This is a genomic window from Paraburkholderia sp., assembly GCF_049581445.1.
Classification (GTDB): Bacteria; Pseudomonadota; Gammaproteobacteria; order Burkholderiales; family Burkholderiaceae; genus Paraburkholderia.
The window spans coordinates 1-20,809 of the sequence record NZ_JBAURZ010000044.1; the positions used below are offsets into that span (position 1 = coordinate 1).

The 20,809-nt window shown below is 61.4% G+C and carries 19 protein-coding genes and 2 pseudogenes; 18 read left to right on the top strand and 3 right to left on the bottom strand.

The window, feature by feature from the left end; translation table 11 throughout:
- Positions 1 to 160, bottom strand: a pseudogene (locus WCA85_RS02970) (phosphonate C-P lyase system protein PhnG); the annotation flags it as partial.
- A 191-nt stretch (positions 161 to 351) separates the two neighbouring features.
- On the opposite strand from WCA85_RS02970, the gene phnF reads away from it, so the two are divergent.
- The 3 genes from phnF to phnN are packed head-to-tail and all read left to right on the top strand — an operon-like array spanning position 352 to position 2,425.
- Complete coding sequence (gene phnF, locus WCA85_RS02975; RefSeq protein WP_424061675.1) at positions 352 to 1,110, top strand: phosphonate metabolism transcriptional regulator PhnF; 759 nt, start codon at positions 352 to 354, stop codon at positions 1,108 to 1,110.
- An 8-nt stretch (positions 1,111 to 1,118) separates the two neighbouring features.
- A complete protein-coding gene (locus tag WCA85_RS02980; RefSeq protein ID WP_424061676.1) occupies positions 1,119 to 1,871 on the top strand; it encodes a DUF1045 domain-containing protein in 753 nt (250 codons plus the stop codon).
- Positions 1,868 to 2,425: a phosphonate metabolism protein/1,5-bisphosphokinase (PRPP-forming) PhnN gene (phnN, locus tag WCA85_RS02985; protein ID WP_424061677.1), complete on the top strand. Its 558-nt coding sequence runs from the start codon at positions 1,868 to 1,870 to the stop codon at positions 2,423 to 2,425. Before WCA85_RS02980 ends, phnN begins: the two co-directional genes overlap by 4 nt.
- Before the next feature lie 15 nt (positions 2,426 to 2,440).
- Here the strand turns inward: phnN and WCA85_RS02990 are convergent, their stop codons facing one another.
- Complete coding sequence (locus WCA85_RS02990; RefSeq protein ID WP_424061678.1) at positions 2,441 to 3,265, bottom strand: IclR family transcriptional regulator; 825 nt, start codon at positions 3,263 to 3,265, stop codon at positions 2,441 to 2,443.
- Positions 3,266 to 3,593: 328 nt separating this feature from the next.
- On the opposite strand from WCA85_RS02990, the gene WCA85_RS02995 reads away from it, so the two are divergent.
- The 8 genes and pseudogenes from WCA85_RS02995 (at position 3,594) to WCA85_RS03030 (ending at position 12,194) form a co-directional block, all read left to right on the top strand.
- Complete coding sequence (locus WCA85_RS02995; RefSeq protein ID WP_424061679.1) at positions 3,594 to 4,298, top strand: FadR/GntR family transcriptional regulator; 705 nt, start codon at positions 3,594 to 3,596, stop codon at positions 4,296 to 4,298.
- 99 nt (positions 4,299 to 4,397) lie between these two features.
- Positions 4,398 to 5,306, top strand: a pseudogene (gene ltnD / locus WCA85_RS03000) (L-threonate dehydrogenase); the annotation flags it as partial.
- A gap of 16 nt (positions 5,307 to 5,322) precedes the next feature.
- Positions 5,323 to 6,678 carry a 3-oxo-tetronate kinase gene (gene otnK, locus WCA85_RS03005; protein WP_424061680.1) on the top strand — a complete coding sequence of 452 codons (1,356 nt, stop codon included), beginning with the start codon at positions 5,323 to 5,325 and terminating at the stop codon, positions 6,676 to 6,678.
- Positions 6,675 to 7,331: an aldolase gene (locus WCA85_RS03010; RefSeq protein WP_424061681.1), complete on the top strand. Its 657-nt coding sequence runs from the start codon at positions 6,675 to 6,677 to the stop codon at positions 7,329 to 7,331. Before otnK ends, WCA85_RS03010 begins: the two co-directional genes overlap by 4 nt.
- A gap of 115 nt (positions 7,332 to 7,446) precedes the next feature.
- Complete coding sequence (gene otnI, locus WCA85_RS03015) at positions 7,447 to 8,235, top strand: 2-oxo-tetronate isomerase (protein ID WP_424061683.1); 789 nt, start codon at positions 7,447 to 7,449, stop codon at positions 8,233 to 8,235.
- Positions 8,236 to 8,281: 46 nt separating this feature from the next.
- The gene (gene denD, locus WCA85_RS03020; protein ID WP_424061684.1) at positions 8,282 to 9,262 is read left to right on the top strand and encodes a D-erythronate dehydrogenase; all 981 of its coding nucleotides are present in this window, start codon (positions 8,282 to 8,284) and stop codon (positions 9,260 to 9,262) included.
- A 477-nt stretch (positions 9,263 to 9,739) separates the two neighbouring features.
- Positions 9,740 to 10,942, top strand: a complete 1,203-nt coding sequence (gene pcaF / locus WCA85_RS03025) for a 3-oxoadipyl-CoA thiolase (RefSeq protein ID WP_424061686.1) — start codon at positions 9,740 to 9,742, stop codon at positions 10,940 to 10,942.
- A gap of 667 nt (positions 10,943 to 11,609) precedes the next feature.
- Complete coding sequence (locus WCA85_RS03030; protein WP_424061700.1) at positions 11,610 to 12,194, top strand: hypothetical protein; 585 nt, start codon at positions 11,610 to 11,612, stop codon at positions 12,192 to 12,194.
- Positions 12,195 to 12,205: 11 nt separating this feature from the next.
- Here the strand turns inward: WCA85_RS03030 and WCA85_RS03035 are convergent, their stop codons facing one another.
- Positions 12,206 to 14,146 carry a sigma-54-dependent Fis family transcriptional regulator gene (locus tag WCA85_RS03035; protein WP_424061688.1) on the bottom strand — a complete coding sequence of 647 codons (1,941 nt, stop codon included), beginning with the start codon at positions 14,144 to 14,146 and terminating at the stop codon, positions 12,206 to 12,208.
- A gap of 417 nt (positions 14,147 to 14,563) precedes the next feature.
- Between WCA85_RS03035 and WCA85_RS03040 the strand changes: the two genes are divergently transcribed.
- From WCA85_RS03040 to WCA85_RS03070, 7 genes are all read left to right on the top strand, one after another.
- Positions 14,564 to 15,655, top strand: a complete 1,092-nt coding sequence (locus WCA85_RS03040; RefSeq protein ID WP_424061690.1) for an ATP-NAD kinase family protein — start codon at positions 14,564 to 14,566, stop codon at positions 15,653 to 15,655.
- 97 nt (positions 15,656 to 15,752) lie between these two features.
- Positions 15,753 to 16,736, top strand: a complete 984-nt coding sequence (locus tag WCA85_RS03045) for a thiamine pyrophosphate-dependent dehydrogenase E1 component subunit alpha (RefSeq protein ID WP_424061692.1) — start codon at positions 15,753 to 15,755, stop codon at positions 16,734 to 16,736.
- Positions 16,737 to 16,771: 35 nt separating this feature from the next.
- Positions 16,772 to 17,776, top strand: a complete 1,005-nt coding sequence (locus tag WCA85_RS03050; RefSeq protein WP_424061694.1) for an alpha-ketoacid dehydrogenase subunit beta — start codon at positions 16,772 to 16,774, stop codon at positions 17,774 to 17,776.
- 3 nt (positions 17,777 to 17,779) lie between these two features.
- Complete coding sequence (locus WCA85_RS03055) at positions 17,780 to 18,892, top strand: acetoin dehydrogenase dihydrolipoyllysine-residue acetyltransferase subunit (RefSeq protein WP_424061696.1); 1,113 nt, start codon at positions 17,780 to 17,782, stop codon at positions 18,890 to 18,892.
- Between the two features lie 2 nt (positions 18,893 to 18,894).
- Positions 18,895 to 19,860, top strand: coding sequence for a lipoyl synthase (lipA, locus tag WCA85_RS03060; protein WP_424061697.1), 966 nt, complete (start codon positions 18,895 to 18,897; stop codon positions 19,858 to 19,860).
- 143 nt (positions 19,861 to 20,003) lie between these two features.
- Entirely contained in the window at positions 20,004 to 20,543 is a 540-nt protein-coding gene (locus WCA85_RS03065; RefSeq protein WP_424061698.1) for a sigma-70 family RNA polymerase sigma factor, read from the top strand.
- Positions 20,543 to 20,809: anti-sigma factor family protein (locus WCA85_RS03070; protein ID WP_424061699.1), on the top strand; the 267-nt coding region annotated here is incomplete at its 3' end. The genes WCA85_RS03065 and WCA85_RS03070, both read left to right, overlap by 1 nt.

Below are 20,809 nucleotides of genomic sequence, written 5' to 3' on the forward strand. Positions count from 1 at the left end.
GACCGGTTTCCGGCGGCCGCAGCCAGTCGAATGCGGGCGGCGTGGCACCATCCAGCGCACGGCTCAAGGCGGCTTCGAGTTCGGCGCGGGACGTGTGTGCAAGCACAGCCATCCATGCGCGCCGCGAGGTGGAGGAGGTTGAGGCAGAGGAAGCGCTCATCGGGGTTCCTGGTGATCCGGCGAAGGGTCAATTGAAGAGTCATTTGACCATCTATTCATCTAAACGTCTAGACGTTTAGAGGTAAACTGGTTGGGTTTGCGGTACAGGACGTGATTTCATATTTCCATCACGGCTTGCGCACTACAATGCACGTCACAGTGAATATTTGAACTGAAGGGAATGACAGCACCATGACATCGAACGATACCGCCGCGCCGGGCACGCAGCTCGAACGTGGTGCGGGTGTTGCCGTGTGGCGGCAGATCGAGCAGATCCTCGCGGCCGAAATTGCGGCGAGCGGCTTCGGCGAAGACGGCCGCCTCCCGAGCGAAGGCGAACTGGCCAAACGTTTCGACGTCAACCGCCATACTGTGCGGCGCGCCATGCTCGGGTTGGCGGCGCTTGGGCTCGTCAGCGTGGAGCAGGGGCGCGGCACGTTTGTGCAACCCGGCGCCATCGACTATACGATTGGCCGCCGCACCCGTTTCACTGAAAACCTCCGCCAGCAGCATCACGCAGCAGGCGGGGCGATGCTGTCGGCGGCGCGTGTGAAGGCGGAGCCGAATGTTGCCAAGGCGTTGGGGCTGCGCGCGGGCGCGCTGGTCTACCGGATCGAATCGCTGCATGAATCGGACGGCGTGCCGCTCACCTTTGCGCGCAACTGGTATCCGGCCGCGCGTTTCGCGGACCTGCCGGAGGTACTGGAGCGCACCGGCGGCATTACCAAGGCGTTGGCGGAATTCGGCGTGGCCGACTATCTGCGCAAATGGAGCCGGATCGGCAGCGTGTTGCCCGAGCCGGAAGTGGCGCGGCGTCTGAACATCAACCGGCAGCAACCGGTGCTGTGGGTCGAGAATGTCGACGTCGATCTGGCGGGCACGCCGATCAAATATGGCGTTACGCATTTCGCGGCGGATCGCGTGCAACTGATGGTGGAACACGAAGTATGAGCGCCGCAATGGACGCCTCAGCATGGGCAGGTAACGACGAGGTTCAGTGGGCCGCCGATGCGCGTTTTGCAGTGTATTACGCGCCATCGCGCACTTCGCCGTGGTGGCATGCAGGTTGCGAATGGCTCGGTACTGACGTGGAAACGGGCGTGGCTTACACCGCGCCGCAGCCGCCCACCGTGGCTCGTCCGGTGGCCGAACTGACGCAGGCGCCGCGCCGTTATGGCTGGCACGGTACGTTGCTCGCACCCTTTCGTCTGGCTGACGGTGTCACCTCGTATGCTGTACTGAACGAGGCCCGTCGGTGGGCGGTAGATCAAGAGCCCTCCGTTCTATCCGTGGAAGCCGCGACACTGGGTGACTTCGTCGCGCTGCGTCCTGCAACGGAGGACGGCGAGTCAGGCATGCGTGCGCTGGCATCCGGCGCGCTGCGTACGCTTGACAGTTTGCGGGCTGCGCCCTCCGCCGTGGATCTGGCGCGCCGTCTCGCCGCGCCGCTGACGGAACGTCAGCGTGCCTTGCTCGTCGAATGGGGATATCCGTATGTGTTCGAGGAATTTCGTTTCCATATGACCTTATCCAGTTCACTCGACGCTGCCGATGAACGCGCCGCTCTGGTCGCCTGGTGGCAAAAACGGGTTGCCGAACTCGGTCCGCTTGTGATCGATAGTGCCGCACTTTTCGTGGAACCCGCAGCGGGTCAGCCGTTTGTGCTCTGGCAGCGTTTGCCGTTTCAGTCAGGTGAGAGGAGCAAGCCATGAACGGCCGCTTAATCTACGTAATGGGTCCGTCCGGCGCGGGCAAGGACGCACTGCTTGGTTTCGCGCGGCAGCGGGTCAGGAATGAGCCCGTGCTGTTTGCGCATCGTTACATCACGCGGCCCAGCGGCAACGGTGAGGATCACGTGGCGTTGACTGACGAAGAGTTTGCGGCCCGTTCGGCGCTCGGCCTTTTCGCGCTGGAATGGTCCAGCCATGGGCTGCGCTATGGCATTGGCATCGAACTCGATGCCTGGCTCGAGCGCGGCTGCACGGTGGTCATCAACGGATCGCGTCAGCACTTGAAGCACACGCTGGAGCGTTATCCGGCAGTGGATGTTGTGCATGTCGACGCAGCGCCGCATGTGCTCGCGGCGCGACTTGGCGCGCGGGCCCGGGAAAGCGCGGAACAGGTCGCAGCGCGCCTTGCCCGGCAGGCACCGTTCTCGCTGCCCGACGGCGTGCGTTTGACCACCATCGACAACTCTGGCGTCCTCGAAGACGCAGGCCGCGAATTCGTGGATGTCGTACGCGGCGCTGTACGGTACGGACTCTGACCAATACCCGCGTCCTTAGCCCCGCCGCGCCACCAGATCCGAGACGTTCTGCGCGGCTTGTTGTAGCGGTTCCAGGAACGCTTTCACCATCTGCCTGGCGGAATTGCGCTGCGCATTACCGCTGATATTCATCGCCGCAATCACCCGTCCTTGCCGGTTGCGAATCGGCGCGGACAGTGAAATCAGTCCACCCTCCAATTCCTGATCGACGATTGCCCAGCCCTGACGACGCACCTGGGCAATCACCTTCTTCAACTCTTCCTTGTCGGTAATGGTGCGTGCCGTGTGCGCGTACAACGGTGCGGAGTTGAGCGTCGCGTCGAGCGTCTCGTCGTCGAGCGCAGCAAGCAGCACGCGGCCCATTGACGTGCAATACGCCGGCAAGCGGCTGCCGATCGACAGGTTGATGGTCATGATCTTGTGGGTCGGCACACGCAGCACATAGACGATTTCGGTGCGATCGAGCACGGCTGCAGAGCAGCTTTCGTGGACCTGTGCCGACAGACCTTCCATGACCGGTTCGGCTAGATTCCAGAACGGCATGGAGGTCAGATAGGCGAAGCCGAGATCCAGGATCCTCGGCGTGAGACGAAACAGTCGGCCTTCCGCTTCGACATAGCCGAGCGTCTGCAAGGTCAGCAGAATACGCCGCGCGCCCGCACGCGTGAGGCCGGTGGCGGCGGCTACGTCGGTGAGCGTCTGTTCGGGTCGTTCCGCGTTGAAGGCGCGAATCACGGCCAGGCCGCGCGCGAACGACTGCACGTAGGAGTCGCCCGGTTTGTCCGGAGCGTCGGCGGCGGTGACCGGATCGTCTGGAGTCGCTTGGGGGACTTTGCTCATAAGCCTCTTCAGGAATGCATGGAATATCGGGGCTGCTGCGGCTGGATAGGGCGCGCACAAGGCGCGCAGCAGTGCCCTGCCTGCGCGAGGGCGCAGAAAGCCGTGAAGATAGCTTATGCGTTCCATTTCGCCAACCTCGCCGAATTTGTATGAGGTCAGGGCATCTGTCGCGCGGTGTGGGGTTGTGGTGGCTGAGAGCCGGCAATGCAGCAGATTTGATAGCCGCCTTCGGAGCGTGCTCACGGCATAGCTACACCAGGGTTTTGCTGGATGTAAATGCTTTCGAAAATTTGTATGATAACCCGATAACATGACGAATCGAGGCAGCATGTTCGAGAAGATCCCCGCCCGGGCATTAAGCGACACGGTTGCCCAGCAACTGCTCAAGCAGATCGACAAGGGCGCGTTTGCGCGCGGCGGCAAGCTGCCCACCGAAGCGGTGCTGGCCACACAGTTTGGCGTCAGCCGTACGGTGATTCGTGAAGCGATTTCCAGGCTGAAGAATGAGGGCGTGGTGGTGCCACGCCAGGGTAGTGGCGTGTTCATCGCGGCGCATGGCGCGATCCGGCCGTTGCGCATCGACTATGCAGAAGCGGTCGAGGCCGGTTCGGTGCTGCAGATTCTGGCGCTACGCCGGGCCATTGAAGCCGAAGTGGCCTCGGAAGCCGCGATGCGCCGCAGCGACGCGGACATGGTGTCGATCGACACCGCGCTCGCGAAGATCGACGAGGCGGTAGCCGAGGGCGACGACGGCGTTGCGCAGGACGTGGCTTTCCATCGCGCTATCGCCGGGGCGACCGGAAATCCGTATTTCCTTAAGACGCTCGCCTTCCTGAACCAGTATCTCGAGGCGGGAACCATGGTCACACGCCGCAATGAGGCGCTGCGCGAGGACTTTTCGCGTCAGGTGCGCGAAGAGCATGCGGCGATTGTCGCTGCGATTCGCGCCGGCGATCCGATGGCGGCGCGCAATGCTGCTCGCACGCATATGTACAACGCCGCACGCCGTTTGTCCGAGGCGGGCATCTGTTGAGGCCCGGCTTGCCTGGTTTTTCTCTTGGCCGTTAATCCTTGATCGTCGCGTTTGAAAGGGTTGTTGCCGTAAAAACGAAGTACCAAACGTAATGCGCTCAATCTGGAGTCAAGCATGTCCAGAAACGTCGGAGTGATAGGTCTCGGTGCCATGGGGCTGGGTGTTGCCCGCTCCTTGCTGCGGGCGGGGCTTCGGGTACACGCGTGCGATCTGCGCCGCGCCGTGCTGGACAGTTTTGCCGCGGATGGCGGAATAGCCTGCGCCAGTCCCGCTGAACTGGGCGCGCAGTGCGAGGTCGTGATCACGCTGGTGGTCAACGCAGCGCAGACGGATACGGTGCTGTTCGGCGAGCAGGGCGCGGTGGCCAGCATGAGGCCTGGCAGCGTCGTGATTGCGAGCGCAACGGTCTCCCCGGACTTCGCAATCGAACTGGGTAAGCGGGTCGAGGCAGCCGGTCTGCAGATGCTCGATGCGCCCGTGTCGGGTGGCGCGGCACGGGCGGCGTCAGGCGAAATGACCATGATGACGTCCGGTCCAGCGACGGCCTACGCCGCCTGCGAAGACGTGCTGGCGGCGATGGCCGGCAAGGTGTACCGGCTCGGCGACACGCATGGCGTGGGCTCGAAGGTGAAGATCATCAACCAGTTGCTGGCGGGCGTGCATATCGCGGCGGCTGCGGAGGCAATGGCGCTGGGCCTGCGCGAAGGCGTCGATGCCGATGCACTCTACGACGTGATCACGCATAGCGCAGGCAATTCGTGGATGTTCGAGAACCGCGTGCCGCATATTCTGAAGGGCGACTACACGCCGCTGTCGGCGGTGGACATCTTCGTCAAAGATCTGGGGCTCGTGCTCGATACCGCGCGCCGTTCGAAATTCCCGCTACCGCTATCGGCCGCGGCGCATCAGATGTTCATGATGGCGTCGGCGGCGGGCTATGGCGGCGAGGACGACTCGGCGGTGATCAAGATCTTCCCTGGCATCGATGTGCCTGTGGCGCAGTCATAACCGGAGTCAAACTGACATGACCACTGCCAGGACAGGAGCGCTGCTCGGATGCATTGCTGACGACTTCACCGGCGCGACGGATCTCGCCAACATGCTGGTGCGCGGCGGCATGCGTACCGTGCAGACCATCGGCGTGCCGCGAGGCGATGAGCCGGTGGAAGCAGACGCGCTTGTGGTTGCGATGAAATCGCGCACCATTCCGGTTGCGGATGCCATCGCGCAAGCACTCGCTGCGCTTGACTGGTTGCGTGCGCAAGGATGCCGCCAGTTCTTTTTCAAATACTGTTCGACCTTCGATTCGACCGATGCGGGCAATATCGGCCCAGTGGCGGATGCGCTGCTCGATGCGCTTTCGGATTCATTCGCTGTGGAATCCTCATTAACGTCAGAACAGCAGACTGGTGCGGATGCTTTTACGATTGCCTGTCCGGCATTTCCTGAGAACGGGCGCACGATTTATCGCGGTCACCTGTTTGTGCGGGACCTGTTGCTCAACGAATCGGGCATGGAACACCATCCCCTCACTCCCATGACCGATGCAAACCTGGTGCGTGTCTTGCAGCAGCAGACTGCATCTAAGGTTGGCTTAGTGCGCTATGACGTCCTGGCGCGCGGTGTAATGGCTGTCCATGAGGCATTCAATGCGTTGCGCCGCGACGGTGTGCGCATGGCGATCGCCGACGCCCTCAGCGACGACGATCTGTACACCCTCGGCGAGGCCTGCGCAAACCTCACGCTAATCACGGGCGGCTCGGGCATGGCACTCGGTCTGCCAGAGAACTTCCGTCGCGCGGGATTGTTGACGCAAACTGCGGACGCAGGGCAACTGCCGCCGGTCGAAGGACTCTCAGCTGTGCTTGCCGGCAGCGCGTCAAAGGCCACCAATGCTCAGGTGGCCGCGTGGCGCGAGTCGCGGCCCGCGTTCCGGATCGATCCGCTGGCGGTCGCGCGTGGCGAGTCTGTAGTCGAAGAGGCACTCGCATTTGCCCGGGAACACTTGAGCAGCGCGCAGCCGGTGCTGATCTACGCGACGGCAACACCTGAGGAGGTCAAGGTCGTGCAGCGCGAACTCGGAGCCGAGGCAGCTGGGCACCTGGTGGAAAGCACGCTCGCTTCGATCGCGCGCGGCTTGCGCGAACTGGGCGTGCGCAAGTTCGTGGTAGCGGGCGGCGAGACCTCGGGGGCGGTAGTGCAGACGCTGGGTGTCCATACGCTACGCATTGGCGCGCAAATCGATCCGGGCGTGCCGGCCACCGCAACCATCGCGAACAAAGGCGAAACGCGGTTCGCTCTTGCCCTCAAGTCTGGAAATTTCGGCAGTGTTGATTTCTTCGCCAAGGCGCTGCGCCATCTCAACGGGGCTTCAACATGACCGCGGCTGTCGTATCCGGCGACGAATCGCGGGTGCGTGAAGAAATCTGCACGATCGGCGCGAGCCTGTATCACCGCGGCTATACGGTGGGCACGGCAGGCAATATCAGCGCGCGCGTCGACGATGGCTGGCTGATCACGCCGACCGACGCGTGCCTCGGCCGGCTCGATCCCGCTTTTATTGCCAAGGTCGACGCCGATGGTCACACTGTGTCCGGCGGCCAGCCGTCGAAGACGCTGGCGCTGCATCGCGGCATCTACGCACGCAATCCGCAAACACGCGGCATTGTGCATACCCATTCGACGCATCTGGTGGCATTGAGCCTGGCGGGCGTATGGAGCGAGACGGACGTGTTGCCGCCGATCACGCCGTACTATGTGATGAAAGTTGGCCACATCCCGCTGATCCGCTATCAGCGTCCAGGCGACCCAGAGGTTGCGCAACGGATCGCCGCGCTAGCTGACAGCGTGCGCGGCGTATTACTTGAACGCCTTGGGCCGGTGCTTTGGGAGCGGTCAGTGGCCCACGCATCGTACGCACTCGAAGAACTTGAAGAGACCGCGCGCCTGTGGTTGATGACGCATCCGCGACCTGCGCCGCTTGGTGCCGATGCGCTTGAAGAATTGCGCAGCGTTTTCGGTGCGCGCTGGTAACGGTGGTGAAGGTGGTAGCACTGGCGACGCCGGTTTGATGAATAGCAGCGGCCCGAGCGCCGCGTGCAGGACGCGCACGGTGTCTTGCGATACGACGATATAAGGAGTTGTTGCGATGCCTCGCTTTGCTGCCAATCTAACGATGATGTACAACGAGCACGGGTTCCTCGAGCGTTTCGCGGCTGCGGCGCGAGACGGCTTTAAGGCGGTGGAATACCTGTTTCCTTATGATTTCCCGGCCACCGAGATCAAGGCGAGGCTCGACGGTTACGGTCTCACACAGGCACTCTTCAATGCACCGCCCGGCGACTGGGCTGCGGGTGAGCGCGGCATGGCGTCGTTGCCGGGTCGAGAGGACGAGTTTCGCCGCGCGATCGATACCGCGCTCGAATACACGCGTGTGCTCGGGAATCGCAAACTGCATGTGATGGCCGGCCTGATTGGTGCCGACCAGTCGCGCGAACGGCATCGCGAACTGTATCTTCAGAATCTTGCGTACGCGGCGCGAAATGCACAGGCGGAAGGCGTATTGATCGTGATTGAACCCATCAACACGCGCGACATGCCCGGCTACTTTCTCAACCGTCAGGATGATGCGCAGGCCATTTGCGCGGAAGTTGGCGCGCCCAATCTGAAGGTACAGTTTGACTGCTATCACTGCCAGATCATGGAAGGCGATCTAGCGATGAAACTAAAACGCGATATGGCGGGCATCGGTCATATCCAGGTCGCTGGCGTGCCGGAGCGGCATGAGCCGGATCACGGAGAACTGAATTACCCATACCTGTTCGAGCTGATCGACACATTAGGTTACGACGGCTGGATTGGCTGCGAATACTGGCCGCGTGCGGGGACTTCCGAAGGACTTGGCTGGCTCCGATCGTATTTGCAACGCAACGCCTGAGCCAATCAACCGACGAGATTTAAAATCCATCAGGACGACGAATATTATGAAAGTGCTGATCACCGGTGGTGCAGGATTTCTCGGCCAGCGTCTTGCGCGCGAACTGCTGGCGCGCGGCGAAGTGAAGGGGCCGCTCGGCGAGCCGCAGCCTATTACTGAACTCGTGTTACTCGATGTGGTGCCCGCCACGGGCTTCGAAGACAGCAGGGTTCGCTCGGAAGTCGGCGATATTGCCGAGCGCAGCGTGCTCGAAGGTCTGATTGACGATGAGACCTCGGTGATCTTTCATCTGGCGGCGATTGTCAGCGGTCAGGCCGAGGCGGATTTCGATCTCGGCATGCGCATCAATCTCGATGCATCGCGCGTGTTGCTGGAAACCTGTCGTCTGCGAGGCCATCGGCCGCGCGTGGTGTTCACCAGTTCGGTTGCGGTGTATGGAGGCGAGATGCCCGATGTCGTGCAGAACGACACCGCGCTCAATCCCCAATCGTCTTACGGTGCGCAGAAGGCGATCGCGGAACTGCTGCTGAACGACTATACGCGACGTGGCTTCGTGGATGGCCGGGTGCTGCGACTGCCTACCATCAGCGTACGTCCGGGCAAGCCGAACGCGGCGGCTTCGTCGTTTGCGAGCGGCATTATTCGGGAACCGTTGAACGGTGAGGCCGCAATTTGCCCTGTGCCGCGTAATACGCGCGTATGGCTGCTGTCGCCGCGCAAGGCGATAGCCTGCCTGATCGCCGGCCTCGAACTCGACGCGGCCGCGCTTGGTATGCAACGGGCGTTGAATCTGCCCGGAATCTCGGTGAGTGTTGATGAAATGGTGGAAGCGCTGCGCGAAGTCGCGGGCGAGAAGGTCGCGAAACGCATCGAGATAAAGGTCGACCCACGCATTGAAAAGATCGTCAGCAGTTGGCCGGGACGCTGGGACACGACGCGCGCGGAGCAACTCGGACTAATGGCGGAGCACAGTTTCGCGGATGTGATCCGCAGTTACATCGAGGACGAGCATATCGAAGTTCGCTGATTGCCCACAGCGGGGCTTCTTCAGACGGTTTAGCGCCTGGGTCAGTTGTGCCCGCACCCTGGCAGTAAGTGACAAAAGCGCCATGCGGACGAGCAGGGCGTATCGACCTCAGCAACCCCCATCAAGGTCGAGGCGCCAAAAGTGCCTCTCCAGGCTCCGTTTTCATTCACTGGTATTCCCTGGTAGCGACGCCGTGCGCTTGACACGGTTTCCCCCACGCGCCTATTATGTCTCTCAAATGTTCGTTATACGACTAAGTGTTCGCATGTAGAACAAATGCGAGTTTGTCTGAAAGCAATCCCTGCTATCCTCGGATAGACGTTCCGGCGTTCGCGGTACCGCCGCGACATGGTTTTTCGGGCTTCCCTTCCGCTTGCCGTGTCAGCGCGTAGAGGCAGATCGCCGTGTTGCCGATGCACCGGCCACACCGCTTCGCGTAACGTTGCAAGCCGAGCCGAATTCAACTGGAGACATCACATGACTGAAGCTTTCCTTTGCGACGCAATTCGCACCCCGATCGGCCGCTACGCGGGCGCATTGTCGTCCGTGCGTGCTGACGACCTGGGCGCGGTGCCGCTCAAGGCGCTGATGGAGCGCAACAAGGACGTCGATTGGAGCGCCATCGACGACGTCATTTACGGCTGCGCAAACCAGGCCGGCGAGGACAACCGGAACGTGGCGCGCATGTCGCTGCTGCTCGCCGGTTTGCCGCAAGCGGTGCCGGGTTCGACGGTCAACCGACTGTGCGGTTCGGGCATGGACGCCGTGGGTATCGCGGCACGCGCGATCAAATCGGGTGAGGCCGCGTTGATGCTGGCTGGCGGTGTCGAAAGCATGAGCCGTGCGCCCTTTGTGATGAGCAAGGCAACCAGCGCGTTTTCGCGGCAAGCTGATATCTACGATACGACGATTGGCTGGCGCTTCGTTAATCCGCTGATGAAGCAGATGTATGGCGTTGATTCGATGCCTGAAACGGGTGAGAACGTCGCCACCGATTACAAGATCAGCCGCGCCGATCAGGATGCCTTTGCGCTGCGCAGCCAGCAGAAGGCGGCTCGCGCGCAACGTGATGGGACGCTTGCGCAAGAGATTGTTTCGGTGACGATCGCGCAGAAGAAGGGTGATCCGCTTGTGGTCTCTCAGGACGAACATCCGCGTGAGACAAGCCTTGAAATGCTTGCGAAGCTGAAGGGTGTTGTGCGGGCGGATGGTACTGTGACGGCTGGGAATGCTTCTGGTGTCAACGATGGTGCTGCGGCTTTGTTGCTGGCTAACGAAGAAACTGCAAAGCGGTTTGGGTTGACGCCGCGGGCACGCGTTCTGGGTATCGCTACTGCAGGTGTCGCGCCGCGTGTGATGGGGATTGGGCCTGCGCCTGCTACTCAGAAGTTGCTTTCGCGGCTCAATATGAATATCGGTCAGTTTGATGTTATCGAGCTGAATGAGGCGTTTGCTTCGCAAGGCCTGGCGGTGTTGCGCGAGCTTGGTGTGGCCGATGATGATGCGCGCGTTAATCCTAATGGTGGGGCGATCGCGCTTGGGCATCCGCTTGGGATGAGTGGGGCGCGGCTTGTGACTACCGCTATGTATCAGTTGATGCGCACTAAGGGGCGGTTTGCTTTGTGTACGATGTGTATTGGGGTTGGGCAGGGGATTGCTGTGGCTATTGAGAGGGTTTAAGGTTTTTTGTTTTGGCCTTTTCTTGCTATGTTTTTTGGCCTTTCCTTGATTGCTTAGTGGCCTATTAGCGATGCCCCTGTGCGGGGCGGCACTCACTTTCTGTACACCGCCGCAAAGAAAGTAAGCAAAGAAAGCGGGCTCACACCGCCAGCTTGTAGGTGTCCACCTCTGTCGTGAAACCGGAGTGGTGCGAGACGAGTCCCGCTCTCGCATCACCCGCGTTTGTGACACAGCACTCATCCGTTCCAGCGTTGCGCTGCGCGCCCCGCCGTTGGGTGCATCTCCTTCTGTGTGGGTTCGCGGGGCTCGCGTCCACATCGCATGCGTCTTCGATCTCCATTCATAGTGTCGTCAATCGTTCGCCCGGTCGCGTTGAGCGGGGCGTTCGCTGTTTGACGCATGCGTATGGTTACGGTTTATCTAATTTGCATTGCGCCTATTCATTCCCTTCGCTTGCTTCGCTTTCGTAATAATGGCGGCTATCGTTTCATATGCAGGTCGGTCGTTATTTCGAAAGCTGCATTTCAGATACTCGCCACACTTCATTCCGCATGTACAATCGGTGCGCTAAGTACTCTTGAGTTTGTGGACATCAAAATATCGCTTGTATGCGGGCGTTTTCGAATTTTCCGGCGACACTTGTGCAGGCTTTTCAAGGAGAACCTCGATGAAAGCAGCGACGATCGGTGCAGCCTTGCTGGTGGCAGTCTCCATGAGTCAACCTGGCTGGGCTCAGAATGAACCCGCCAGCGCGACGGGCGGTATCGTCGGTGTGTCGCAGCCTGTCCATGTCACCGCGGAAATCGTCGGCATCGATCCGGGTACGCGTTCGCTCACTTTAGAAGGCCCCGGCGGGAATGCCGTGGATGTGCTGGTCAGCCAGCAAGTCGTTGGCTTCGACAAACTGAAGCTCGGTGATCGGGTCGATATCCTTTATCAAAACGCGGTGCTCGTCAAAGCCGAAAAGGTCACCGGCGCCAATAAAGGTATCCGCGCACGGGTCGATACCCAGGTCTACGCCCCCGCGTCCGGTGGATTTGGATCGGCGCGTCAAATCGAAGTACTCGCCACCGTTCAGAAGATCGACCACAAGAAACGTCTCGTCACGCTGCGTGGCGCTCATCAGACGAAAACGCTCGAGGTCGGGCCGGATGTCGATCTCAAGGACATCAAGGTCGGCGATACCATCCACGCTGTTTTCATTTCCGCAGCAGCGGTGCAGATCACGCCAAAAGACGAGGCGTCGCAGTAACACCTCGCGGACTACCTGCGATGCGGCCCAACAATCCCGAGTTTGGTAATGCGCCGGTATAACGTGGCGCGTGACATGCCAAGCGCTTGCGCCGCAGCGTTGGGCCGCCATTGATGTCGCGTCAGCGCATCCACAATGCGTGTGCGCTCGTCGCCCGGCTCGCCCAGCAGCAGGGGCCCGCTCTTGCCGTCGGGCGCCAGCAGCGCCGCGATATCCGGCGAGACGTGACGCAATTCCACGCGCGTCGAATTGCATACGGCACACGCATACCGCAATACGTTGCGTAGCTGGCGGATATTCCCGGGCCACGCAAAGTCGCATAGACGAGCGGTAAGTTGCGGGTCAAGCGTGAGCACGTGGCCCGCGCTTTGCGCTTCTTCGTCGAACACGGCTTCGATCACATCCCGGATATCTGCGCGCTCGCGCAACGGCGGCATCTGTAGCGTTGCACCGCTTAGCCGGTAATACAGGTCCTCGCGGAATATGCCTTGCGCCACCATCGCTGCGAGGTCGCGATGGGTCGCGCAGATCACGTCAATATCCACCCGCACTGGTGTTTCGCCGCCCAGCGGCAAGACTTCACCTTCCGCGAGGACTCGCAATAAGCGGGTTTGCAGATTGAGCGGCATGTCGCCGATTTCATCCAGAAACAACGTACCTGTGTGCGCCAGCACAATTTTGCCGCGCGCGCCGCGACTGCGCGCGCCGGTGAACGCACCCGGTGCATAGCCAAATAGTTCGCTTTCGATCAGTGATTCAGGTATGGCACCGCAATTCACCGCTACGAAGGGACGGTTGCATCGCCCACTGGAATCGTGCACCGCGTGCGCGAAGACTTCCTTGCCGACACCGGTTTCGCCAAGGATCAGGAGGGGCAGTCGCTTGCCTGCGAGTCGCAATGCGACCTGTGCGTTCTGCGCGATGCATGTGTCGGCACTTTGAAGGAAGCGACCGATCGCACCCAGGTGCTGGTCTGTATGAGTTTCGCCTGGCGTGCTCGCAGTCGCGCTGCCGCGCGTCGCGCGCGTTGTGCGTTTGAGCGGGGCACGCACACGCGCATAGAGGGTCGCGCCCGTGGCGCGTAACCGCAAGCCAATGATGGCATCAGTGCGGGCGAGATCGTGCAGATGAACGCTCGACGTATCGAACACATCATCGATATGGCGCGGACCGCTCAGGCCCGGAATGCATTCGTGCGCCTTGCGATTCGCAGCAACGAGGTTGCCGCATTCGTCGAAGGCGATCAGGACTTCGGGCTGTGCTTCGACGAAGTTGCGGCTCGCATGCGCGAACAGAATCCAGTGTTGTGTGGTCTGGTTGAGGAAATAGCCGTCTTCGATCAGTCCCGCACTTTGACGTACCAGTTGAAACACCAGCCGTTGACTGTCGCGGTTATCCGGTGACTGCACCGCTGACGCATCGAGTACGCCGATCATCTCGCCGGTCGGCGCGAAGATGGGCGCGGCACTGCAGGTGAGGGTCGTGAAGGCCGCGCGGAAGTGGTCGGTTTTATGAACCGTGATCGGCGCGAGGTCGGTCAACACATTCGCCACGCCACAGGTGCCTTCCTCGCGCTCCGACCAGCATGAACCAATGTACAGCCCCGCATGCTTGAAATCGTTGCGGCGGTCACGCTCGATCCGGTAGTCGATGGTCACGCCGTGTGCGTCGGTCAGCATCACGCAGTAATCGGCGACGCGAATCATGTCGTGCAGCCGCGTCAGACATTGCCCCGAGGCGCGCAGAAACGCTTCCTCCTTGCCTTGAACCTCACGCAGTTCAGCAGACGTGAGGACACGCGGACCGATGGCCGAACTTGGGTCAAGTCGATATTCTTCGAACGAGCGCTGCCATGACGACACAAGGCGTGGCGACCCGGCAGGCGCGGGCAGGCGCCCTTCGATGGCGCCGCGCACCCGGTCGACGTGCTGCGTTTGTGGGGCGTAGGGCATGGTTGGCTCCCGTCGAACAACGCGGTCAGTGCAGGCTGTTCTTGTAGCACATCCGCGCAGGCGAATCACACCGCATTGCAGCATACGAGACGGCTGAGACGTTTGTCTCAGGTGAGCGTGAGACGGGCGTTCAAGCGGCCTCAGGGCCGTGTGGCTTGCCTGTGCGCGGTTCAGGGCGAGACTGGTAAGACGGGTCAACCGCCGCGCGACACATGGGTGAGACGTCTCGAGCACCGCGCCGCTCCACACATCAGACCCTAACGATCAAGGCATTCGCGCTGGAACCCCTTTAAACAAGCGGTTTTCGCGGTTCTTCGTGAGATCAAGCGCGTTTTGGCACAGCCTTTGCAGTGTGTTTGTCATCACAAAGCGCCGGGTTTGATGGCGCGATAGCAGACAAATGCAGGAGACAGGACAGTGCCATCGCCCATCACCGTCGGTGTGGTCGCGAACCCCGCGTCGGGGCGCGACATTCGTCGCCTCACCAGTCACGCCTCGGTATTTCCGACCTCGGAAAAAGCCAATATGGTCGTGCGTCTGCTCGCCGGCCTGGGCGTCCTCGGCGTTGAGCGCGTGCTGACGCTGCGTGACCGAACCGGCGTCGCGGCACTCCTGCTGCGCGCACTCGACACGCACAACACGATTGGCGAGCAGCAGCGCTGGCCCGAAGTCGAATTCATTGATCAGCCCATTTCCGACAGCGTCGCGGACACCCACGCCGGAGTCGCCGCGATGGTGCGTGCTGGGGTGCAACTCATCGCCGTGCTCGGCGGCGACGGCACTCATCGCGCGGTCGCGGCGCACTGCGGCGATGTACCGTTGCTGACGCTTTCCACCGGCACCAACAACGCCTTTCCGGATTTGCGCGAGGCCACCGTCGCGGGCCTTGCGGGCGCGCTGGTGGCCTCCGGCGCTGTGCCGGCGGAGGTGGCCTTGACTCGCAACAAGCGCCTCGTGGTGCGCTGCGTAGCGGGACCCAATCTGGGACGCGAAGAGATCGCTCTGGTCGATGTATGCGTGAGCCGGCAACGTTTCGTAGGTGCGCGAGCGGTGTCTGAGCCGGGCGATATCGAAACACTCTTCCTTACATTCGCGGCGCCCGACGGCATCGGTCTGTCGTCGATTGGCGGCGCGTGGGCGCCGGTAGAGCGCACGGCATCGCATGGCCTGCATTTGAGCTTTGCCGGTCGCGGCGAGGGCGGCGTGCCGCTGGTGGCGCCCATCGCGCCGGGCCGCGTCGAGCGGGTGACGATGCGCACCTGCGAGCGCTTCGAAGTTGGCGTATGGACGCCGCTGCATACCGAACACGGCACGCTCGCTTTCGATGGGGAGCGTGAAATCGAACTCGAGCGCGATGACCGCTACGAGATCTCGCTCGACTGGGGCGGCCCACTGACCGTCGATGTCGAGCGCACGCTGCGTTATTCCGCATCCCGTCAACTGATGCGCGAGGCGGCTTTTGAAACGGACACTGTCCGCCGCATTACGGCGGCAAGCACAACCAGGTAACAGGCAGGCGAGGCAGTCGGCGCAAGCAACGCCAGAATCGTTGCTTGACGCTCATGGCAGCAGGCAGTGCATTTGATCCATTCCAAGGAGACACACCATGTCGGTTTCGAGTCAGTTGAGCAAGGAAAAGCTGCTGGAGGCGTACCGGATGATGCGCACGATCCGCGAATTCGAGGAGCGTCTGCATGTGGAGTTCGCCACTGGCGAAATTCCCGGATTCGTGCACTTGTACGCAGGCGAAGAGGCGTCGGCAGTGGGGACAATGTTGCATCTGAACGACGCGGACTATGTGGCCACCACACACCGCGGTCACGGCCATTGCATTGCAAAGGGCGTGGACGTGCGCGGCATGATGGCCGAAATCTATGGCCGCAAGACGGGGGTATGCCACGGTAAAGGCGGCTCCATGCATATCGCCGATCTGTCGAAAGGCATGTTGGGCGCGAATGGCATTGTGGGCGCAGGTGGTCCGTTGATCTGCGGTGCGGCGCTTGCCGCGAAGTACAAGAAGAGTGGCGGCGTCGGCGTTTGTTTTTTCGGCGATGGCGCGTCGAACCAGGGCGTGATTTTCGAATCGCTGAATCTCGCTTCAGTGTGGCGCCTGCCTGCGATCTTTGTCGCAGAGAACAACGGATACGCTGAGGCGACTTCGTCTACGTGGTCGGTGGCGACCGACAACATTGCTGACCGGGCCAGCGGCTTCGGCATGCCAGGCGTGATTGTCGATGGGTTCGATTTCTTCGCGGTTCACGAAGCGTTGGGTGAAGCGATTGAGCGGGCGCGTAACGGCGGCGGGCCGACACTTGTCGAAGTGAAGTTCTCCCGTTATTTCGGCCACTTCGAAGGCGATGCGCAGACCTATCGTGCGCCGGGTGAAGTTCAGAAGCTGCGTGACGAAAAGGACTGTCTGAAGCGTTTCGAGGAACGTGTGGTGCGTGCGGAAATGCTGACCTCTGACGAATTGCGCGGTATCGATGCGCAGGTCAAGCAGTTGATCGACGGTGCAGTGAGCGAAGCCAAGGCCGCGCCACTGCCGACTGCCGAGGACCTGCTGACCGACGTCTACGTGTCATACCCGTAAAGCGAACTGCAAACCTAACCGATCAGGAGACAGACATGGCACGGAAGATCACATTTTCTCAGGCGATCAACGAAGCGCTGAGTCAGGAGATGGCGCGTGATGAAAGCGTCATCGTGATGGGTGAAGACAATGCGGGCGGCGCCGGTTCGCCCGGCGAGCAGGATGCATGGGGCGGCGTGCTCGGTGTGACGAAGGGGCTCTTTCACAAATATCCGGGGCGCGTGCTCGATACGCCGCTCTCCGAAGGCGGATATATCGGTGCGGCGGTGGGCGCAGCCGCGTGCGGTATGCGTCCGGTGGCGGAACTGATGTTTATCGACTTCATGGGCGTGTGCTTCGATCAGATCTTCAATCAGGCCGCCAAGTTTCGTTACATGTTCGGCGGCAAGGCCGTCACACCCGTAGTGATTCGCGCGATGCAGGGCGCTGGCCTGCGCGCCGCGGCTCAGCATTCGCAAATGCTCACCTCGCTGTTTACGCACATACCGGGGCTCAAAGTCGTATGTCCGTCTACCCCGTACGATGCCAAGGGGCTGCTGATTCAGGCGATCCGCGACAACGATCCGGTGATTTTCTGCGAGCACAAAATGCTCTACGGCCGCGAAGGTGATGTGCCGGAAGAGTCGTACGCAATTCCGTTCGGTGAAGCAAACGTGGTGCGCGAAGGCGACGACGTCACCCTCGTGACCTATGGGCGGATGGTGCATACGTCGACCGAGGCAGCCGAAAAGCTTGCCAAAGACGGCATTCAGGTGGAAGTGATCGATCTGCGCACCACCTCTCCGCTCGATGTGGAAACGATTCTCGAAAGCGCGGAACGTACCGGGCGTGTGGTCGTGGTGGATGAATCGAACCCACGCTGCTCGATCGCAACGGATATTGCTGCATTGGTCGCACAACGCGCCTTCCACTCGCTGAAGGCACCCATCGAACTCGTGACCGCGCCGCATACCCCCGCACCGTTTTCAGGCGTGCTCGAAGACATGTACATCCCGTCGGCAGACCAGATCGCCGCAGCGGTTTTGAAAGTGAGGAGCTGAGCAATGCCGATTCACATGATTACGATGCCCAAGTGGGGCCTGTCGATGGAGCAAGGCCAGGTCAACGGATGGCTCAAATCCTTGGGCGAAAAGGTCGGCAAAGGCGATGAACTGCTCGACGTGGAGACGGACAAGATTTCGTCCGGTGTCGAGTGCGCGTTCGACGGCACGCTGCGCAGACAGATCGCGCAGGAGGGCGACACGTTGCCAATCGGTGCACTGCTCGGCGTGGTTGCAGATGCAGAGACGCCCGAAGGTGAAATCGACGCCGCGGTGGAAGCGTTCCAACGCGACTTCGTGCCGCTTACCGCCGACACGGCTGAGGCAGGCCCGCAACCGGAAAAAGCGCAGATTGGCGGGCGCACGGTGCGCTATCTGAAGATGGGTGACGGCGGCACACCCGCGGTGTTGATCCACGGGTTCGGTGGCGATTTGAACAACTGGCTCTTCAATCACGGCGATCTCGCTGCGCATCGTGCCGTCTGGGCACTCGATCTGCCGGGGCACGGCGAATCGGGCAAAGCGGTCGAGCGGGGCGATGCCGATGAACTGGCGGCCAGCGTGATCGCGTTTCTCGACGACCAGAAGATCGAACGGGCTCACCTTATCGGGCATTCGATGGGGAGTCTCGTCGCCATGACGGTGGCGGAGAAGGCGCCGCAGCGCGTCGCTTCGTTGTCGTTGATTGCGGGCGCGGGTCTGGGTGCGGAAATCGACCGCGCGTATATCGACGGCTTTGTAGCTGGCAACAGCCGCAACACGCTAAAACCGCATCTGGGCAAGCTGTTTGCGGACCCCACGCTCGTAACGCGTCAGCTAATCGAGGACATCGTCAAGTACAAACGTCTGGAGGGCGTGAACGAGTCGCTGCAGAAAATCGCGGCGTCTGCATTCGACGGCAACGTGCAGCGTCGGCTCTATCGTGAGCAGCTTGCGACGCTCGCGCCGCGCACACTGGTGATCTGGGGTGCGCAGGACCAGATCATCCCTGCGGCGCACGCCAAAGGACTTGCGGGCGACATCCGGGTTCATGTGATCGATGGAAAAGGACATATGGTGCAAATGGAGGCTGCATCGGAAGTGAACCGTCTGTTAAACGACTTCCTCGGAGCTTAGGCATGGACGCCGCGCTTCATGGCGACAGCGTCACGGCGTTGGGCCAGCATGGGCTGCGAGGCCGCGATAAGCTCGCACGCATTCCGGTGAAAATCGTGCCCATGGATGGCGCGGCGCTGCCCAAGCCGCCCTGGTTGCACGCAAAGCCGATGATGAGCGAGACGGTAGCAGGGATGGCGGCAATTTTGCGCGAGCACCGCTTGCATTCGGTGTGCGAAGAAGCGATGTGTCCGAATATCGGCGAGTGCTTCGCGCAGCGTACCGCGACATTCATGATCATGGGAGGGATCTGTACGCGGCGCTGCGCGTTTTGCGATGTGGCGCATGGTCGGCCCGAGGCGCTGGATAGTGAAGAGCCGGAGCGACTTGCTGATGCAGTCGCCGCGCTAGGCTTGCGCTACGTGGTAATCACCTCAGTGGACCGCGACGATCTGCGCGATGGCGGCGCCGCGCATTTTGCGCAATGCATAGCGTTGCTTCGTGAGCGCGTACCCGGTATCCGCGTTGAAGTCCTGACGCCGGATTTTCGCGGCCGAATCGAGCGCGCGCTCGATGCGCTGGCCTGCGCGTGGCCCGATGTCTTCAATCACAATATCGAAACCGTACCCGCGCTATATCGGGCGGTGCGACCCGGGGCGGACTATCGCGGTTCGCTCGCCTTGCTCGCGCAGGTCAAGCAGGCCAACCCGGCGCTCGTCACCAAATCCGGTCTGATGGTGGGCCTCGGTGAAACCGATGCGGAACTGCTCGACACGATGGCGGACATGCGCGCGCATCAGGTCGATGTGCTGACCATCGGCCAGTACCTTGCACCGTCGCGCTTTCATTCTCCGGTGCGACGCTATGTGCCGCCGCACGTGTTCGCCGGATGGCGCGAGGCGGGTTTGCAGATGGGTTTTCGCGAGGTGGTGGCGGGGCCGTTGGTGCGCTCGTCGTATCATGCGGATCAGGTGGCGCCGTCCATGTAGCAGGGTTAAGGAGCGCGCGGCCGCCGCTCCGCTGCCCGTCAGGCAGGGAAATCCGATTTATTACGACCGTTCGGGAATAAAAACGACACGCCGTCAGTCTTGTTACTGTCGGTCACGGAAGCGGGTACTGAAGGGATTTCACAATGGCCGATCCAGCCCTAGCCAAGCGCTTCGAGTCGCTCGTATTGCCTCATATGAATTCGGCCTTCAATGTCGCGCGTTGGCTGACACACAATGACCAGGACGCACAGGACGTGGTCCAGGAGGCGTACGTGCGCGCTTTCCGGTTTTTTAGCGGCTTTCGTGGCGAGGATGCGCGCGCCTGGCTGTTGAGCATCGTGCGCAACACGTTTTATACGTGGCATCAGCAGAATCGGGGGCATGCAGCGGATACCACGATGTTCGAGGAGGACATGCATAGCCTCGAAGTGGATCAGGTTGAACGCGACGATAGTCCTGAAGCAATGCTCATTCGCAGTCAAAGCCAGAAGCGCGTGCATCAGGCGTTAAGGCGCTTGCGGCTGGAGTATCGGGAGGTTGTGGTGCTGCGGGAGCTTGAAGAGCTGTCGTACAAGGAAATTGCCGCCATCGTGGGGATTCCGATGGGCACGGTGATGTCTCGCCTCGGGCGTGGCCGTCAGCAACTGGCCATGCTGCTCGCACCGACGGATCAGGAGGCGTGATGGATCACGAACAGGCGTTTGAATTGCTACCGGGCTATGTCGATGAAGAACTGAGCCTGTTCGAGGCGCGCGAAGTCGAGCGGCATCTGGCGGACTGTCCGCGGTGCAAGGAAGTGATTGAACAACAGCGTGAGGCCAGCACGCAGCTTAGACAGGCGGATTTGCGGGTCGAGGCGCCGCCTGAACTGGCCAGACGGATTCGCGCCGCGCTGCCGCTGCGGCGCTCGCTGTGGCAGCGCCTCGGTCTCGCCGGCGTGGCGGGAGGC

Excerpts from the sequence above, each read along its gene's own strand:
- WCA85_RS03065 (WP_424061698.1), top strand. The coding sequence starts at position 20,004 with ATGGCCGATCCAGCCCTAGCCAAGCGCTTCGAGTCGCTCGTATTGCCT.
- WCA85_RS03010 (WP_424061681.1), top strand. The coding sequence starts at position 6,675 with ATGACCGCGGCTGTCGTATCCGGCGACGAATCGCGGGTGCGTGAAGAA.
- pcaF (WP_424061686.1), top strand. The coding sequence starts at position 9,740 with ATGACTGAAGCTTTCCTTTGCGACGCAATTCGCACCCCGATCGGCCGC.
- WCA85_RS03045 (WP_424061692.1), top strand. The coding sequence starts at position 15,753 with ATGTCGGTTTCGAGTCAGTTGAGCAAGGAAAAGCTGCTGGAGGCGTAC.
- WCA85_RS03030 (WP_424061700.1), top strand. The coding sequence starts at position 11,610 with ATGAAAGCAGCGACGATCGGTGCAGCCTTGCTGGTGGCAGTCTCCATG.
- WCA85_RS02980 (WP_424061676.1), top strand. The coding sequence starts at position 1,119 with ATGGACGCCTCAGCATGGGCAGGTAACGACGAGGTTCAGTGGGCCGCC.
- lipA (WP_424061697.1), top strand. The coding sequence starts at position 18,895 with ATGGACGCCGCGCTTCATGGCGACAGCGTCACGGCGTTGGGCCAGCAT.
- otnI (WP_424061683.1), top strand. The coding sequence starts at position 7,447 with ATGCCTCGCTTTGCTGCCAATCTAACGATGATGTACAACGAGCACGGG.
- WCA85_RS03050 (WP_424061694.1), top strand. The coding sequence starts at position 16,772 with ATGGCACGGAAGATCACATTTTCTCAGGCGATCAACGAAGCGCTGAGT.
- WCA85_RS02995 (WP_424061679.1), top strand. The coding sequence starts at position 3,594 with ATGTTCGAGAAGATCCCCGCCCGGGCATTAAGCGACACGGTTGCCCAG.
- phnF (WP_424061675.1), top strand. The coding sequence starts at position 352 with ATGACATCGAACGATACCGCCGCGCCGGGCACGCAGCTCGAACGTGGT.
- otnK (WP_424061680.1), top strand. The coding sequence starts at position 5,323 with ATGACCACTGCCAGGACAGGAGCGCTGCTCGGATGCATTGCTGACGAC.
- WCA85_RS03055 (WP_424061696.1), top strand. The coding sequence starts at position 17,780 with ATGCCGATTCACATGATTACGATGCCCAAGTGGGGCCTGTCGATGGAG.
- phnN (WP_424061677.1), top strand. The coding sequence starts at position 1,868 with ATGAACGGCCGCTTAATCTACGTAATGGGTCCGTCCGGCGCGGGCAAG.
- WCA85_RS02990 (WP_424061678.1), bottom strand. The coding sequence starts at position 3,265 with ATGAGCAAAGTCCCCCAAGCGACTCCAGACGATCCGGTCACCGCCGCC.
- denD (WP_424061684.1), top strand. The coding sequence starts at position 8,282 with ATGAAAGTGCTGATCACCGGTGGTGCAGGATTTCTCGGCCAGCGTCTT.
- WCA85_RS03035 (WP_424061688.1), bottom strand. The coding sequence starts at position 14,146 with ATGCCCTACGCCCCACAAACGCAGCACGTCGACCGGGTGCGCGGCGCC.